At 61.3% G+C, this 15,558-nt stretch carries 11 protein-coding genes; 9 read left to right on the top strand and 2 right to left on the bottom strand.

The annotated features are described in order from the left end of the window. Positions 1-239: 239 nt before the first annotated feature. Both aceF and aceE read right to left on the bottom strand, forming a co-directional pair. A complete protein-coding gene (gene aceF / locus AC1ROI_RS08430) occupies positions 240-2,204 on the bottom strand; it encodes a dihydrolipoyllysine-residue acetyltransferase (protein ID WP_102593648.1) in 1,965 nt (654 codons plus the stop codon). Positions 2,205-2,215: 11 nt separating this feature from the next. Continuing rightward, positions 2,216-4,861: a pyruvate dehydrogenase (acetyl-transferring), homodimeric type gene (gene aceE, locus AC1ROI_RS08425; RefSeq protein ID WP_010464306.1), complete on the bottom strand. Its 2,646-nt coding sequence runs from the start codon at positions 4,859-4,861 to the stop codon at positions 2,216-2,218. A gap of 262 nt (positions 4,862-5,123) precedes the next feature. Between aceE and AC1ROI_RS08420 the strand changes: the two genes are divergently transcribed. The 9 genes from AC1ROI_RS08420 (at position 5,124) to AC1ROI_RS08380 (ending at position 15,451) form a co-directional block, all read left to right on the top strand. Then, positions 5,124-5,249 (top strand): hypothetical protein, encoded by a 126-nt coding sequence (locus tag AC1ROI_RS08420; RefSeq protein ID WP_256580097.1) that lies wholly within the window; start codon positions 5,124-5,126, stop codon positions 5,247-5,249. Further along, positions 5,246-8,185: a bifunctional [glutamate--ammonia ligase]-adenylyl-L-tyrosine phosphorylase/[glutamate--ammonia-ligase] adenylyltransferase gene (glnE, locus tag AC1ROI_RS08415; RefSeq protein ID WP_077747646.1), complete on the top strand. Its 2,940-nt coding sequence runs from the start codon at positions 5,246-5,248 to the stop codon at positions 8,183-8,185. The genes AC1ROI_RS08420 and glnE overlap by 4 nt, the downstream gene beginning before the upstream one ends. A gap of 307 nt (positions 8,186-8,492) precedes the next feature. Beyond that, positions 8,493-9,527: a lipopolysaccharide heptosyltransferase II gene (waaF, locus tag AC1ROI_RS08410; RefSeq protein WP_010464302.1), complete on the top strand. Its 1,035-nt coding sequence runs from the start codon at positions 8,493-8,495 to the stop codon at positions 9,525-9,527. A gap of 1 nt (position 9,528) precedes the next feature. Next, positions 9,529-10,590 (top strand): lipopolysaccharide heptosyltransferase I, encoded by a 1,062-nt coding sequence (gene waaC / locus AC1ROI_RS08405; protein WP_077747648.1) that lies wholly within the window; start codon positions 9,529-9,531, stop codon positions 10,588-10,590. After that, positions 10,590-11,711, top strand: a complete 1,122-nt coding sequence (locus tag AC1ROI_RS08400; protein ID WP_077747649.1) for a glycosyltransferase family 4 protein — start codon at positions 10,590-10,592, stop codon at positions 11,709-11,711. The genes waaC and AC1ROI_RS08400 overlap by 1 nt, the downstream gene beginning before the upstream one ends. Next, positions 11,711-12,517, top strand: a complete 807-nt coding sequence (rfaP, locus tag AC1ROI_RS08395; RefSeq protein ID WP_077747650.1) for a lipopolysaccharide core heptose(I) kinase RfaP — start codon at positions 11,711-11,713, stop codon at positions 12,515-12,517. Before AC1ROI_RS08400 ends, rfaP begins: the two co-directional genes overlap by 1 nt. Next, a complete protein-coding gene (locus AC1ROI_RS08390) occupies positions 12,517-13,251 on the top strand; it encodes a lipopolysaccharide kinase InaA family protein (RefSeq protein WP_010464295.1) in 735 nt (244 codons plus the stop codon). The genes rfaP and AC1ROI_RS08390 overlap by 1 nt, the downstream gene beginning before the upstream one ends. Next, the gene (locus tag AC1ROI_RS08385) at positions 13,248-14,000 is read left to right on the top strand and encodes a lipopolysaccharide kinase InaA family protein (protein WP_102593649.1); all 753 of its coding nucleotides are present in this window, start codon (positions 13,248-13,250) and stop codon (positions 13,998-14,000) included. The genes AC1ROI_RS08390 and AC1ROI_RS08385 overlap by 4 nt, the downstream gene beginning before the upstream one ends. Next, positions 14,000-15,451, top strand: a complete 1,452-nt coding sequence (locus tag AC1ROI_RS08380) for a lipopolysaccharide kinase InaA family protein (protein ID WP_102593650.1) — start codon at positions 14,000-14,002, stop codon at positions 15,449-15,451. The genes AC1ROI_RS08385 and AC1ROI_RS08380 overlap by 1 nt, the downstream gene beginning before the upstream one ends. Positions 15,452-15,558 lie beyond the last annotated feature (107 nt).

Below are 15,558 nucleotides of genomic sequence, written 5' to 3'. Positions count from 1 at the left end.
GCAAATGAGGTTTTCAGTATTTAAAAGAAAATGCTGTCGAACTAAGCCTAGTTATTAAACGGCAAAAAATATCGAGCGAAAGCCGCCATGAGTTGTGGGCGGTGTAAGCCACGGCTGTAGGAAATTACTTTGTTCAAGGCAAAAAAAGCCCCGCCAAATTGGCGGGGTTGAGGTACGAGCGTGGCGCTCGGAAAACATGGAACGCGACGGGCCCTCCGATGAAGGAGGGCCGGCCGGTGTTACAGCAGGATGGTACGGATGTCCGCCAGCAGGCTGCTCAGACGCTGGGTGAAGCGTGCAGCAGCAGCGCCGTTGATCACACGGTGATCGTAGGACAGCGACAGTGGCAGCATCAGTTTCGGCTGGAAGGCTTTGCCGTCCCAGACTGGCTGGATGGTTGCCTTGGAAACACCGAGGATCGCCACTTCCGGCGCGTTGACGATCGGCGTGAAGCCGGTGCCGCCAATGTGGCCGAGGCTGGAAATGGTGAAGCAGGCGCCTTGCATGTCGTCAGCGGTGAGCTTTTTGTCGCGGGCTTTGGCGGCCAGCGCAGCGGCTTCGGCTGCCAGTTGCAACAGGCTCTTCTGGTCGACGTTCTTGATGACCGGTACCAGCAGGCCTTCAGGGGTGTCGACGGCGAAGCCGATGTTCACATACTTCTTGCGGATGATCGCCTTGCCGCTTGGCGCCAGCGAACTGTTGAAGTCCGGCAGCTCCTTGAGCAGGTGCGCGCACGACTTGAGCAGCAGCGGCAGGATGGTCAGCTTGACGCCGGCCTTCTCTGCGACGGCTTTCTGAGCGATGCGGAACGCTTCCAGGTCGGTGATATCAGCCGAATCGAACTGAGTCACGTGCGGAATGTTCAGCCAGCTGCGATGCAGGCTCGACGCGCCGATTTGCATCAGGCGAGTCATCGGCACTTCTTCGGTTTCACCGAAGCGGCTGAAGTCCACGACCGGAATCGGCGGGATGCCCGCGCCGCCAGTTGCGCCGGCAGCAGCGGCCGGCGCTTCCTTGGCCTTCTGCATCATCGCTTTGACGTAAACCTGCACGTCTTCTTTGAGGATGCGACCGTGCGGGCCACTGGCGCCGACGGCGTTCAGCTCGACGCCGAATTCACGGGCCAGTTGGCGTACAGCCGGGCCAGCGTGAACCTTGGCGCCCGGCTTGGCCGGTGCAGCCGCGGGTGCGGCAGGTGCCGGAGCAGCAGGTGCTGCGGCGGCCGGAGCAGGAGCGCTCGGTGCAGCAGCGGCTGGAGCCGGAGCAGCGGCCGGCGCAGCGCCTTTGACTTTCAGCTTCAGAATCAGGTCGCCAGTACCGACTTCGTCATCCAGCTTGATGGAAACGCTTTCCACCACGCCAGCGGCAGGCGATGGAATTTCCATGCTCGCCTTGTCGGATTCCAGTGTGATCAGCGACTGGTCGGCGGTGACGGTGTCGCCGGCCTTGACCAGTACTTCGATGATCTTGGCCTTGCCCGACGAACCGATGTCCGGGACATGAATGTCCTGGACGCTATCGGCAACCGGTGCGGCCGGGGCTGCAGCGGCTGGCGCCGGAGCAGCGGCAGCAGGCGCAGCAGCCTGGGCTGGCGCGGCAGCAGCAGGGGCCGCAGCACCCGCCACTTCCAGATCCAGAATCAGGTCACCCGTACCGACTTCGTCGTTGAGCTTGACGCTGATGGCCTTGACCACGCCAGCGGCAGGCGATGGGATTTCCATGCTGGCCTTGTCGGATTCCAGGGTGATCAGCGACTGATCAGCCTCGACGGTGTCGCCGACCTTGACCTGGATCTCGATGATCTGGGCCTTGCCCGCCGAACCGATATCCGGCACGTGCACTTGCTGAACCGAAGCGGCAGCAGGCGCGGCTGCTGGCGCTGGAGCAGCGGCGGCGGCAGGCGCAGCAGCCGGTTTCTCTTCAGCTTTTGCAGCCGGCGCAGCGGCAGCCGCAGGGGCCGCAGCAGCGGCACCTTCGACTTCCAGCTCCAGCAGTTCGTCGCCTTCTTTCAGGCGATCGCCCAGCTTCACTTTCAAACTTTTGACGATGCCGGCCTTGGGAGCAGGGACTTCCATGCTCGCCTTGTCCGATTCCAGCGTCAGGATGCTCTGTTCGGCTTCGATACGGTCGCCGACCTTCACAAACAGTTCAATTACTTCACCTTCACCGCTGCCGATGTCAGGTACGCGAATGAGTTCGCTCACAGAGTGTCTCCTCAGCAGTCCAGTGGGTTGCGTTTTTCCGGGTTGATCCCGAACTTGGCGATGGCCTCGGCCACCACTTTAGGTTCGATGTCACCACGGTCAGCCAAGGCTTCCAGGGCTGCCAACACCACGAAATGACGGTCGACTTCGAAGAAGTGACGCAGCTTCTTGCGGCTGTCACTGCGGCCGAAACCGTCGGTGCCCAGGACTTTGAATTCCTTGGACGGGACCCACTGACGAATTTGCTCAGCGAACAGCTTCATGTAGTCGGTAGACGCGATGACCGGACCTTTACGGCCGTTCAGGCACTCTTCGACATAGCTCAGTTTAGGCTTCTGGCCCGGGTGCAGACGGTTGGTGCGCTCGACGGCCAGGCCATCGCGACGCAGTTCGTTGAAGCTGGTAACGCTCCAGACGTCGGCGGCAACGTTGAACTCTTCACGCAGAATCTTCGCCGCTTCACGGACTTCACGCAGGATGGTGCCGGAGCCCATCAGCTGAACGTGGTGCGCCGCTTCGCGGGTGTCTTCTTCGAGCAGGTACATGCCCTTGATGATGCCTTCCTCGACACCGGCCGGCATGGCTGGCTGCTGATAGGACTCGTTCATCACGGTGATGTAGTAGAAAACGTCCTGCTGCTCTTCGGTCATCTTCTTCATGCCGTCCTGGATGATCACCGCCAGCTCGTAGCCGTAGGTTGGATCAAAGGTGCGGCAGTTCGGGATGGTGGCAGCCAGGATGTGGCTGTGACCGTCTTCGTGTTGCAGGCCTTCGCCGTTCAGCGTGGTCCGGCCGGCGGTGCCGCCGATCAGGAAGCCACGGGTACGGCTGTCGCCTGCAGCCCAAGCCAGGTCGCCGATGCGCTGGAAGCCGAACATCGAATAGAAGATGTAGAACGGCAGCATTGGCTGGTTGTGGCTGGAGTACGAAGTACCGGCTGCAATGAAGGAGCTCATGGCGCCCGCTTCGTTGATGCCTTCTTCGAGGATCTGGCCCTTCTTGTCTTCCTTGTAGAACATCACCTGGTCTTTATCGACTGGCTCGTAGAGCTGGCCGACGGACGAGTAGATGCCCAACTGACGGAACATGCCTTCCATACCGAAGGTACGGGCTTCGTCCGGGATGATCGGGACGATGCGCGGGCCGATTTCCTTGTCCTTGACCAGCTGCGCGAGGATCCGCACGAAGGCCATGGTGGTGGAGATTTCACGGTCGCCCGAACCATCAAGAATCGCCTTGAGGGTATCGAGTGACGGCGTCGGCACGCTGAAGCTTTGCGCGCGGCGCTGTGGCACGAAACCGCCCAGTGCAGTGCGGCGCTCGCTCAGGTAGCGGGCTTCGGCGCTGTTTGGCTCTGGCTTGAAGAACGGCAGGTTTTCCAGCTCTTCGTCGCGAACCGGAATGTCGAAACGATCGCGGAACAGCTTCAGGCTTTCAACATCAACCTTCTTGGTGTTGTGCGCGGTGTTTTTCGCTTCGCCAGCACCGGTGCCATAACCCTTGATGGTCTTGGCGAGGATGACGGTCGGTTGTTCTTTGTGGTTGACCGCTTCGTGGTACGCCGCGTAGACCTTGTACGGGTCGTGGCCGCCACGGTTGAGTTTCCAGATCTCGTCGTCGGACAGATCAGCAACCATCGCCTTGAGTTCTGGCGAGTTGAAGAAGTGTTCACGCACGAACGCGCCGTCTTTGGCTTTGTAGTTCTGGTACTCGCCGTCGATGACTTCGTCCATGCGACGTTGCAGGATACCGTCGACGTCTTTGGCCAGCAGTGGGTCCCAGAAACGGCCCCAGATGACCTTGGTCACGTTCCACTGAGCACCGCGGAACACGCCTTCGAGTTCCTGGATGATCTTGCCGTTGCCGCGAACCGGGCCGTCGAGGCGCTGCAGGTTGCAGTTGATGACGAAGATCAGGTTGTCGAGCTTCTCGCGGCCAGCCAGCGAGATCGCGCCCAGGGATTCTGGCTCGTCGCACTCGCCGTCGCCCAGGAAGCACCAGACTTTCTGCTTGCCTTCAGGGATGAAACCACGGGCTTCCAGGTACTTCATGAAACGTGCCTGGTAGATCGCCTGGATCGGGCCCAGACCCATGGATACGGTCGGGAACTGCCAGAAATCAGGCATCAGCCAAGGGTGCGGGTAGGAAGACAGGCCTTGACCATCGACTTCCTGGCGGAAGTTGTTCATCTGGTCTTCGGTGATGCGGCCTTCCATGAACGCACGGGCGTAAACGCCTGGCGAGGTGTGGCCCTGGAAGTAGATCAGGTCGCCGCCGTGTTCATCGGTCGGGGCCTGGAAGAAATAGTTGAAGCCGATGTCATACAGGGTGGCGCTGGAGGCGAAGCTGGAGATGTGACCGCCCAGGTCCGAATCTTTCAGGTTCGTGCGCATCACCATGGCCATCGCGTTCCAGCGTACCAGCGAGCGAATGCGGCGTTCCATGAACAGGTCGCCAGGCATGCGTGCTTCGTGGGTAACGGGAATGGTGTTGCGGTATGGCGTGGTGATGGCGTAAGGCAACTGCGAACCGCTGCGGGTTGCGAGTTCGCCCATACGGGTCATCAGATAGTGAGCGCGGTCTTCGCCTTCTTTGTCGAGAACCGATTCCAGGGCGTCCAGCCATTCCTGGGTTTCGACGGGATCGAGGTCTTGCATGGCTTGCTCCAGGGCGGAAAGGCTTCCAGAATCGGTTGCCTGAGTTTGCGACTGGCCTTGTGGGCAGACGATATAAATTCTTGGATTGCCGAGTGGTAGGTTCCGGCGGCGTGTAGTTTTACTACAAATCATCGGGCATTTCAGCTATCTGGATGTATATACGAGTAGTAAAACTACAGATGAGCGGCTTGTGGCCTCCGGCTGCGTTGTGAGAATAATCGTTAAGGTTGGTCTTTTGCCAACCGAAAAAGGTGAAAGCTTGATGCTGCCTGCCAAAAATAAAGAAATTTCAGCTATTTCTAACCTTTGTTCGACAGTCGATCACGTAGTGCGTTTTGAAAAATCACTACATGCCGCCCTCTACACGCCGATCAAGGATAGACCATGAGCCTCCCACCGCTTGCCGAACTGCCCGGCATTCTCCTGCCGTTTGTCACCCGCGCCGAGCAGTCGTTCCGTACCGCCGTTGCCGAGTTGGAAGATGACCATGGCCTGTCTGCCTGGACAGCTGAGCGCTGGGCGCAATTCGCCCGCGTCACCGCCGCCAGCGATTTCGTGACCGAACAGAGTGTGCGTGACCCCTTGATGTTGCTGGCGCTGGTGCAGTCCGGCGAACTGGACCGCAGCTTCGCACCGGGCGAGTTGTGCGGGCAGATAGCGGCAGCGGTGAATGCGGCCGAAACCGATGACGAGCTCGGTCGCGCCTTGCGCCGTCAGCGCACCCGTCAGCAAGTGCGGATCATCTGGCGCGACCTGACTCGTCAGGCTGATCTGGTCCAGACCTGCCGCGACCTCTCGGACATGGCCGATGCGAGCATCGATCAGGCCTATCAGTGGTTGTACTCGCGGCATTGCCAGCAGTTCGGCGTGCCCACCGGCCGGCGCAGCGGCGAGCCGCAGCAGATGGTCATCCTCGGTATGGGCAAGCTCGGCGCAGTGGAGCTCAACCTGTCATCGGACATCGACCTGATCTTCGCCTACCCCGAGGGCGGCGAAACCGTCGGCGTGAAACGCTCGCTGGATAACCAGGAATTCTTCATTCGTCTCGGCCAGCGCCTGATCAAGGCGCTGGACCCGATGACCGTCGACGGTTTTGTATTCCGGGTCGACATGCGTCTGCGGCCTTACGGCTCGGCCGGTGCCCTGGTGTTGAGCTTCAACGCGCTGGAGCAGTATTACCAGGACCAGGGCCGCGACTGGGAACGCTACGCGATGATCAAGTCGCGGGTGGTGGCTGGCGATCAAGTGGCCGGCGCGCAACTGCAAGAGATGCTGCGCCCGTTCGTTTACCGGCGTTACCTCGACTTCTCGGCGATCGAAGCGCTGCGCACCATGAAGCAGCTGATCCAGCAGGAAGTGCGGCGCAAAGGCATGGCCGACAACATCAAGCTTGGCTCGGGCGGCATCCGCGAAGTGGAGTTTATCGCCCAGGCGTTCCAGCTGATCCACGGCGGTCGCGACCTGAGCCTGCAGCAACGCCCTCTATTAAAAGTACTGAGCACCCTGGAAGGTCAGGGTTACCTGCCGCCGGCGGTGATCAGCGAGCTGCGCGAAGGCTATGAATTCCTGCGGTACACCGAGCACGCGATCCAGGCGATTGCCGACCGCCAGACCCAGATGCTGCCGGACGGTGCGCAGGATCAGGCGCGCATTGCCTTTATGTTGGGCTTCGCTGACTGGGAGGCTTTCCATGCGCAGCTTATGTATTGGCGAGGCCGCGTGGCCTGGCACTTTGGACAAGTGATCGCCGATCCCGATGAAGAGGAAGGCACCGAAAGCGAAGTGGTGGTCGGCGGTGAATGGCTGCCGCTGTGGGAAGAGGCCCAGGATGAAGAAGCCGCCTGCCGTCAGTTGGAAGAGGGCGGTTTTGCCGATGCCACCAAGGCACTGAAAGCGTTGGCCGGTTTGCGCAGCAGCCCGCAGTTGCGCGCGATGCAGCGTCTGGGGCGCGAACGCCTCGATGCATTTATTCCGCGTTTGCTGGCTCAGGCGGTCGAGCATGCCAATCCGGATCTGGTACTTGAGCGCGTGCTGCCGCTGGTTGAAGCGGTGGCCCGTCGCTCGGCGTATCTGGTGCTGCTGACCGAGAACCCCGGCGCCCTGCGACGTTTGCTGACCTTGTGCGCGGCAAGCCCATGGATCGCCGAGCAGATCACCCGCTTCCCGCTGCTGCTCGACGAATTGCTCAATGAAGGTCGATTGTTCAAGCCCCCCCTGGCGCCGGAACTGGCCGCCGAGTTGCGCGAGCGCCTGACGCGGATTCCCGAAGACGACCTCGAACAGCAAATGGAAGCCCTGCGCCATTTCAAACTGGCGCACCGCTTGCGGGTCGCCGCTTCGGAAATCGCCGGCAGCCTGCCGTTGATGAAAGTCAGCGATTACCTGACCTGGCTGGCTGAAGCGATCCTCGCACAAGTACTAGCCCTGGCCTGGCGCCAGACCGTGGCCAAATATGGCACGCCACTGCGCACCGACGGCACGTTGTGCGATCCGGGCTTCATTATTGTCGGTTATGGGAAAGTCGGCGGACTGGAATTGGGGCATGGTTCGGACCTTGACCTGGTGTTCATCCATGACGGTGATCCGCAGGCGGAAACCGACGGAGCGAAACCTATCGACGGCGCGCAGTTTTTCACCCGGTTGGGGCAGCGGATCATTCATTTGATTACCACCCAGACCAACTCCGGCCAGCTGTATGAAGTCGATATGCGCCTGCGACCTTCCGGCGCCTCGGGGTTGCTGGTGAGTTCGGTCGGGGCGTTTGCCCGCTACCAGGAAAACGAAGCCTGGACCTGGGAACATCAGGCACTGGTGCGGGCCCGGGTGCTGGTGGGCAGCCAGGATGTCGGCCAGGCATTCGAGAAGGTGCGCGCGACGATATTGGGCAAACACCGGGACCTGGCGACCTTGCGTCAGGAGGTGAGCGAGATGCGCGCCAAGATGCGCGATAACCTCGGTAGCAAGAGCACCGCAGCCGGCACGGCGGCAAATGCCTTCGAGGCCACGGCGCCATTCGATCTCAAGCAGGACGCCGGAGGTATCGTCGATATTGAATTTATGGTGCAATACGCGGCCCTGGCGTGGTCCGAAACACACCCGCCATTGCTGCGCTGGACGGATAACATCCGCATTCTGGAAGAGCTGGAACACGAAGGGCTGATGCCTGCCGAAGACGCCAGCCTGCTACGCGAGGCCTACAAGGCCTACCGTTCCGCCGCCCACCGGCAGGCCTTGCAGAAGGACCCCGGGGTGATACCGGGTGACCAGTTTGTCGATGAGCGTCGGCAGGTATTGCGGATCTGGCGTGAACTAGGGTTAAGCTGAAACGCGCGAGTTGAAGCAACAAGATTCAAATGTGGGAGCGAGCCTGCTCGCGAAGGCGGGGTGTCAGTCGCCATCGATGCTGGATGTGACGGCCCCTTCGCGAGCAGGCTCGCTCCCACAGTAGATCTGCTTTGTATCGCAGAACGATGCACACCAAATCCCAATGTGGGAGCGAGCCTGCTCGCGATAGCGGAGTGACAGTCGACAGCAATGTTGAAGGTGATGACCCATCGCAAGCCGACAGGCTCCCGCAGTGATTCTCGAGGCGGGGAGGCGTATGCCTCCCCGGTTCGTTTATGGAAACCACATGAAAATTCTGATCGTTGGGCCCAGTTGGGTCGGTGACATGGTGATGGCGCAGACACTGTTTCAGTGTCTCAAGCAACGCCACCCGCAATGCGAAATCGACGTCCTGGCCCCCGAATGGAGCCGGCCGATCCTGGAGCGCATGCCCGAAGTCCGTCAGGCCTTGAGCTTTCCGCTCGGCCATGGCGCCTTGGAGCTGGCGACGCGTCGGCGCATCGGCAAATCCCTGGCCGGCCAGTACGATCAGGCGATCCTGCTGCCAAACTCCTTGAAGTCGGCGCTGGTGCCGTTCTTCGCCGGCATCCCGAAACGCACCGGCTGGCGCGGCGAGTTCCGCTACGGCCTGCTTAATGACGTACGCACGCTGGATAAAGAACGTTATCCGCTGATGATCGAGCGCTTCATGGCGCTGGCATTTGAGCGCGGTGCCGAACTGCCGACACCGTATCCACGGCCAAGCTTGCAGATCGACCCGGTCACCCGCGAGGCGGCGCTGGCCAAGTTCGGCCTGACCCTCGACCGCCCGGTGTTGGCCCTGTGCCCAGGTGCAGAGTTCGGCGAATCCAAGCGCTGGCCGTCCGAGCATTACGCCAAGGTCGCCGAAGCGAAGATCCGCGAAGGCTGGCAAGTCTGGCTGTTCGGTTCGAAAAACGATCACGCGGTCGGCGAAGACATCCGCGCACGGCTGATTCCCGGCCTGCGCGAAGAGTCGGTCAACCTCAGCGGCGGCACCTCCCTGGCCGAAGCCATCGACCTGATGTCCTGCGCCGATTCGGTGGTGTCCAACGACTCCGGCCTGATGCACGTCGCCGCTGCGCTCAACCGCCCGCTGGTGGCCGTCTACGGTTCGACATCGCCGGGCTTCACGCCACCCTTGGCCGAGCACGTCGAGATTGTGCGCCTGGGCCTCGAATGCAGCCCGTGCTTCGATCGCACCTGCCGCTTCGGTCATTACAACTGCCTGCGCCAGCTCATGCCGCAAGCGGTGAACGAAGCCTTGCAGCGGTTGCAGGGCACTGTGGTCGAGGTCAAATAGCTTGCGCGTTCTGTTGATCAAGACATCTTCGCTGGGCGACGTGATTCACGCGTTGCCCGCGTTGACCGACGCGGCGCGGGCGATCCCCGGCATCACGTTCGACTGGGTGGTGGAAGAAGGCTTCGCCGAGATCCCGACCTGGCACCCGGCCGTGGGCAAGGTGATCCCGGTGGCGATCCGTCGCTGGCGCAAGAACCTCTGGCAAACCCTCAAGAGTGGCGAGTGGAAGCGCTTCAAACAAAGCGTTCGCGCCACCCGATACGATCTGGTGATTGATGCCCAGGGCCTGCTCAAAAGCGCCTGGTTGACGCGCTATGTCAAAGCGCCGGTCGCCGGGCTCGACAAGGACTCGGCGCGCGAGCCCATCGCCGCACGTTTCTATTCCCGTCGTCTGGCCGTGGGCCGTGGACAACACGCGGTAGAGCGGGTACGTCAATTGTTCGCTCTGGCCTTGGGCTACGACCTGCCCAAAGGCCTGGGCGATTACGGCTTGAACGTCGAGCGCCTGGTGGAACTGCCGCGCAAGAACCCCTATGTGCTGTTCCTGCACGGCACCACGTGGGACACCAAGCACTGGCCGGAAGCCTATTGGCGCGAACTGGCCGAGCGCGTTGGCTATCTCGGTGTTGCCGTGAAGCTGCCGTGGGGCAATCCGGTCGAGAAGGCCCGGGCCGAACGCATCGCCGCCGGGTTCCGGCATGTCGAAGTGCTGCCCAAACTGAACCTGGCCGGTGTCGGCAAAGTGTTGGCTGGTGCTCAAGCCTGCGTGGCCGTGGACACCGGCCTCGGTCATCTGGCCGCCGCGCTCGACGTACCGACCCTGTCGCTGTTCGGTCCGACCAACCCGGGCCTGACCGGCGCCTACGGCAAGGCGCAGATTCACATCGCCAGCGATTTCCCCTGCGCGCCGTGCCTGCAAAAGAAATGTACGTATCAACCGACGGCCGAAGATGCCCGTCAGTTCGACCTGAAACGCGAGTGGCCCCTGTGCTTCACGCGTCTGAATCCCGAGCGTGTCGCGACCCGACTGAGCACGTTGTTACTGGCTGAGGAGCTGCGCTGATGCAATTGGCATTCGTCTTGTACAAGTACTTTCCGTTCGGGGGGTTGCAGCGCGATTTCATGCGCATCGCCCTCGAGTGCCAACAGCGCGGCCATCAGATTCGCGTCTACACGCTGATCTGGGAAGGCGATGTCCCGCCGGGTTTCGAAGTGCTGGTGGCGCCGGTCAAGGCGTTCTTCAATCATCGCCGTAATGAAAAGCTCAGCGAGTGGATGGAGGCGGACCTGGCCAAGCGTCCTGTGGACCGTCTGATCGGCTTCAACAAGATGCCGGGCCTGGACGTTTACTACGCCGCCGATGGTTGCTTTGAAGACAAGGCGCAGAACCTGCGCAACTCGCTGTACCGTCGTTGGGGCCGCTACCGGCACTTCGCCGAGTACGAGCGCGCGGTGTTCGCCAAGGACGCCAAGACGGAAGTGCTGATGATTTCCGAAGTCCAGCAGCCGCTGTTCATCAAGCATTACGACACACCTCTGGAACGCTTCCATTTGCTGCCGCCGGGGATCTCCCAGGACCGTCGCGCACCCGCCAATGCCGCCGAAATCCGAGCCGATTTCCGTCGCGAATTCAACCTCAAGGACGATGAGCTGCTGCTGGTGCAGATCGGCTCCGGGTTCAAGACCAAGGGTGTGGATCGCAGCCTCAAGGCGCTGGCCGCGTTGCCCGCTGATCTGAAGAAACGCACCCGGCTGTTTGTAATTGGCCAGGATGACCCCAAATTATTCCAGATGCAGAGCGCCACTTTGGGGCTCGGCGACAACGTGACGTTCCTCAAGGGGCGCAGCGATATCCCACGTTTCCTGCTGGGTGCCGACCTGCTGATTCATCCGGCGTATAACGAAAACACCGGGACCGTGTTGCTCGAAGCCCTGGTGGCCGGGTTGCCGGTATTGGTGAGCGCGGTCTGTGGTTACGCCCATTACATCGCCGAGGCCGACGCCGGCCTGGTGTTGGACGAACCGTTCGATCAGGCGCAGCTGACCCAGTACCTGACCGGCATGTTGAACGACGCTCAAGCACGGGCGGCCTGGAGCCGCAACGGTCTGGCGTTCGCTGAGACGGCCGACCTCTACAGCATGCCGCAGCACGCGGCCGATGTGATTCTGGCGGAGCACGCTTAATGAAGTTGATGCTGGCTGAACCGTTCAAGAGCCTTTGGGCCGGACGCGATGCGTTCACCGAAGTGGAAGGCTTGCAGGGCGAGGTTTACCGTGAACTGGAAGCGCGCCGGACCTTGCGCACTGAAGTAAACGGCAATGGCTTTTTCGTGAAGATCCACCGTGGCATCGGCTGGGGCGAGATCTTCAAGAACCTGCTGACGGCCAAGCTGCCGGTGCTCGGCGCGGGTCAGGAGTGGAAGGCCATTCAGCGCCTCAAAGAAGTCGGCGTACCGACTATGACCGCCGTCGCTTATGGCGAAAAGGGCAGCAACCCGGCGGATCAACACTCGTTTATCGTCACCGAAGAACTGGCGCCCACCGTCAGCCTCGAAGACTTCAGCATCGACTGGATAAAGAACCCGCCCGAGCCCAGACTCAAGCGCGCGCTGATCGCCGAAGTCGCGCGCATGACCGGCATGATGCACCGCGCCGGGGTCAACCACCGCGACTGCTACATCTGCCACTTCCTGCTGCACACCGATAAACCGGTGACGGCTGAAGATTTCAAGCTCTCGGTGATCGACCTGCACCGCGCCCAGACCCGCCCGGCCATTACTCAGCGCTGGCGCAACAAGGATCTGGCGGCGTTGTACTTTTCGGCCCTGGACATCGGTCTGACCCAACGCGACAAACTGCGATTCCTCAAAGGCTACTTCCAGCAGCCATTGCGCCAGATTCTGGCTGAAGAAGCGCCGCTGCTCGCCTGGCTTGAAGGCAAAGCCAACAAACTTTACGACCGTAAACAGCGATACGGGGATGCGCTCTGATGCCCGGTTGGAAGCTGGAACCTGCTTACAGCGATCTGACGGAAGATTTTGGCAGCCTGGAAGCAGTGTTTGCGCTTCAGGGTGAACGCCTGACCCGCGACCCGTTGTCCGAGGTCATCCGCGTCAATCGCAACGGCGTCAATTATTACGTCAAGCGCTACGTGGGTGCCGGCAAAGGCCTGCGCCGCTACCTGGGCAAACCCCGGGTCAAGGCCGAATGGCAGAACCTCAAGCGCTTCGCCAAGTGGGGCATTCCGACCGCTGAAGTGGTTGCCTGGGGGCTGGAACGGCGAGGCGCGGCGTATGCTCGTGGCGCGATGATCACCCGCGAACTGCCCAACACCGAAGACTTGTCGGCCCTCGCCGACCGCCACGATCCCAAGCTGGCGGACCGCGCCTGGGTCGATTCCGTCAGCCGTCAGTTGGCCGGTTACACCCGGACCATGCACGACAACCGTTTCACCCATAACGATTTGAAGTGGCGCAATCTGCTGATCGACGATGAGGCCAAGCTGTTCCTGATCGATTGCCCCAACGGCGATTTCTGGCGCGGCTTCTGGCTCAAATACCGGATCACCAAAGACCTGGCCTGCCTCGACAAGGTGGCGAAATATCACCTGTCGGCCACCCAGCGCCTGCGCTTTTACCTGCAATACCGCCAGCGTGACCGGCTGAATGCCGACGACAAAAAACGCATCCGGCACGTGGTGAGATTTTTCGAGGGGCGCGAATGACTGATTTCCTGGCCGCTGAAGACCGTGCGCTGCTTGAGCGCCATGGCCTCGGCACTTTTGACGCACTGTGGGCCAAGCAGCTCGAGGCGGTGGATGAGCCCAACACCGTCGGTGGCGGCTGGAGCAGCGTGTTTCGGCTGGATCTGGAAGGTCATGGCTACTACCTCAAGCGCCAGAGCAACTACCTGACGCGCACCTTCCATGCGCCGTTCGGCGAACCGAGTTTTGCCCGCGAGTTTCGTAACATCAGTCGTTATCAGAAGCTGGGTATTCCGGCGCTGAAAGCGGCGTTTTTTGGTGAGCGCAAAGTCGATGGGGAAGTGCGGGCGGTTCTTCTGACCCGGGCGCTGGACGGTTGGGATGACCTGGATTCGCTGTTGCAGCGCTGGTCGGACCTGAGCGAAGCGCAACACACGGCCATCATGAAAGCCTGTGGCGAGCTGGCGCGGCGCCTGCACGGCGTGCGCCAGCTTCACGGCTGTTTCTACCCCAAGCACATTTTCCTCCAGGCCACGGGTGAGGGTTATCAGGCGCAGTTGATCGACCTGGAAAAAACCCGGCCGTTGCTGTTCGGCCAGCGTGACCGGGTCAAGGACCTGGAACCGTTGCTGCGCCGCGCGCCGGAGTGGACCGAAGCGCAGTTGCGCGAATTGCTGGCGGTTTATGTGGATCAGCCACGGGACAGTTCGCTGGTGGACAGTTGGGTTTCGCGCCTCACCGCGCGACGCAGTCACAAGGAGGCGCGCTGATGCGTTTGTCCGAATTGAAAGGCGCGGGCCGCAGCCCGAGCCTGCCGATGAGCATTTCACTGGCCGATGCTGCCGGTCCCGCCGAGTTGCAGTTGCTGAGCTTGTTGCGCGTATTGCCGGGGCAGCGTTATGTCGGCGCCGGCGTGTGGCGCGGCCGGCCGGTGCTGGCCAAGTTGTTGGTCGGCGGCAAGGCGGCGCGGCATTTTCAGCGTGAACTGGACGGCGTGCGTTTGCTCGCCGATCAAGGGCTGACCACTCCGCAGTTGCTGGTGGACGGCCTGAAAGAGGGCGAGGGCGGCTGGCTACTGTTCGATTTCCTCGAAGGCGCCGAGAGCCTGGGGGATACCTGGAAAAAAGTCGAACACTTGCCGGTGCTGGCTGATATGCAAGGGGCCGTGTTGGCCGAGGCGTTAGGCGCTATCGGCCAAATGCATCGCAAGGGGCTCTGGCAGGAAGACCTTCATCTGGACAACCTCCTGCGTCAGCGCGGTCGGCTGTACCTGATCGATGGCGGCGGAGTCTGTGCTGAGACCCCGGGCCAGCCGCTGTCACGGCAGAAAGTCCTGGAAAACCTCGGCGTGTTCTTCGCCCAGTTGCCCAAGTCTTTGGAACCGTTCACCGAAGAATTGCTGGTGTATTACCTGCTGAGTAACGGCGAACACGCCTTGCCGATGGAAGCGTTGCAGAAGCAGATCGACAAGGTTCGCAGCTGGCGCTTGAAGGACTACCTGATCAAGGTGGGGCGCGAATGTTCGTTGTTCAGCGTCCAGCGCGGGCCTTTTGGCTTGCGGGCTATTCGTCGTGAAGAAGAGGCGGCGATGCTGCCGGTGCTGGAACAGGCCGATGCCTTGCTCGATCAGGGCCATCTGTACAAGACTGGCGGTGCAGCGAGTGTAGGAAAAGTCGAGGTTGGTGGTCGGACGCTGGTGATCAAGCGCTACAACATCAAAGGCTTTGCCCACTGGCTCAAACGCTTCTGGCGTCCGAGCCGTGCCTGGCACTCGTGGCGCGAAGGCAATCGCCTCGCGTTCCTCGGCATCGCCACGCCCAAACCGCTGGCGTTGCTGGAGAAGCGTTTTCTCTGGCTGCGCAGCCGGGCGTACTTGATCACTGAGTATCTGCCGGGGCCGGACATCATCGAGCGCTTTGCGCCGTACGTTGAAAAGGGTGATGCGCCCGAGGCTGAATTGGTGGCGCTGGATCATTTGTTTGCCGAGCTGATCCGCGAGCGCATCAGCCATGGTGATTTCAAGGGGCACAACCTGTTCTGGCAGCAGGATCGCTGGGCGCTGATCGATCTGGATTCGATGTGTCAGCATGGCTCGACAAGCAGCTTTGCCCCGGCGTATGCGCGGGACCGGGCGCGGTTCATGCGTAACTGGCCCGAGAGCAGTGCGCTGTATCAGGTCATTGACCAGCGTCTGCCCAAAGACATCTCTGGCGCGGCCTGAATCGGGTCTTCGACGCTATCGTCGGAACGCCGCCCGGAGCCGGCTCGCTCCCACAGGGGCTCTGTGTTCACCGCAGATCAAATGTAGGAGCGAGCCTGCTCGCGATG

Source organism: Pseudomonas sp. GW823-FHT02C02 (assembly GCF_058797635.1).
Note: the sequence above shows the minus strand (reverse complement) of the source record. Positions and strands in the feature narration are given on the sequence as shown.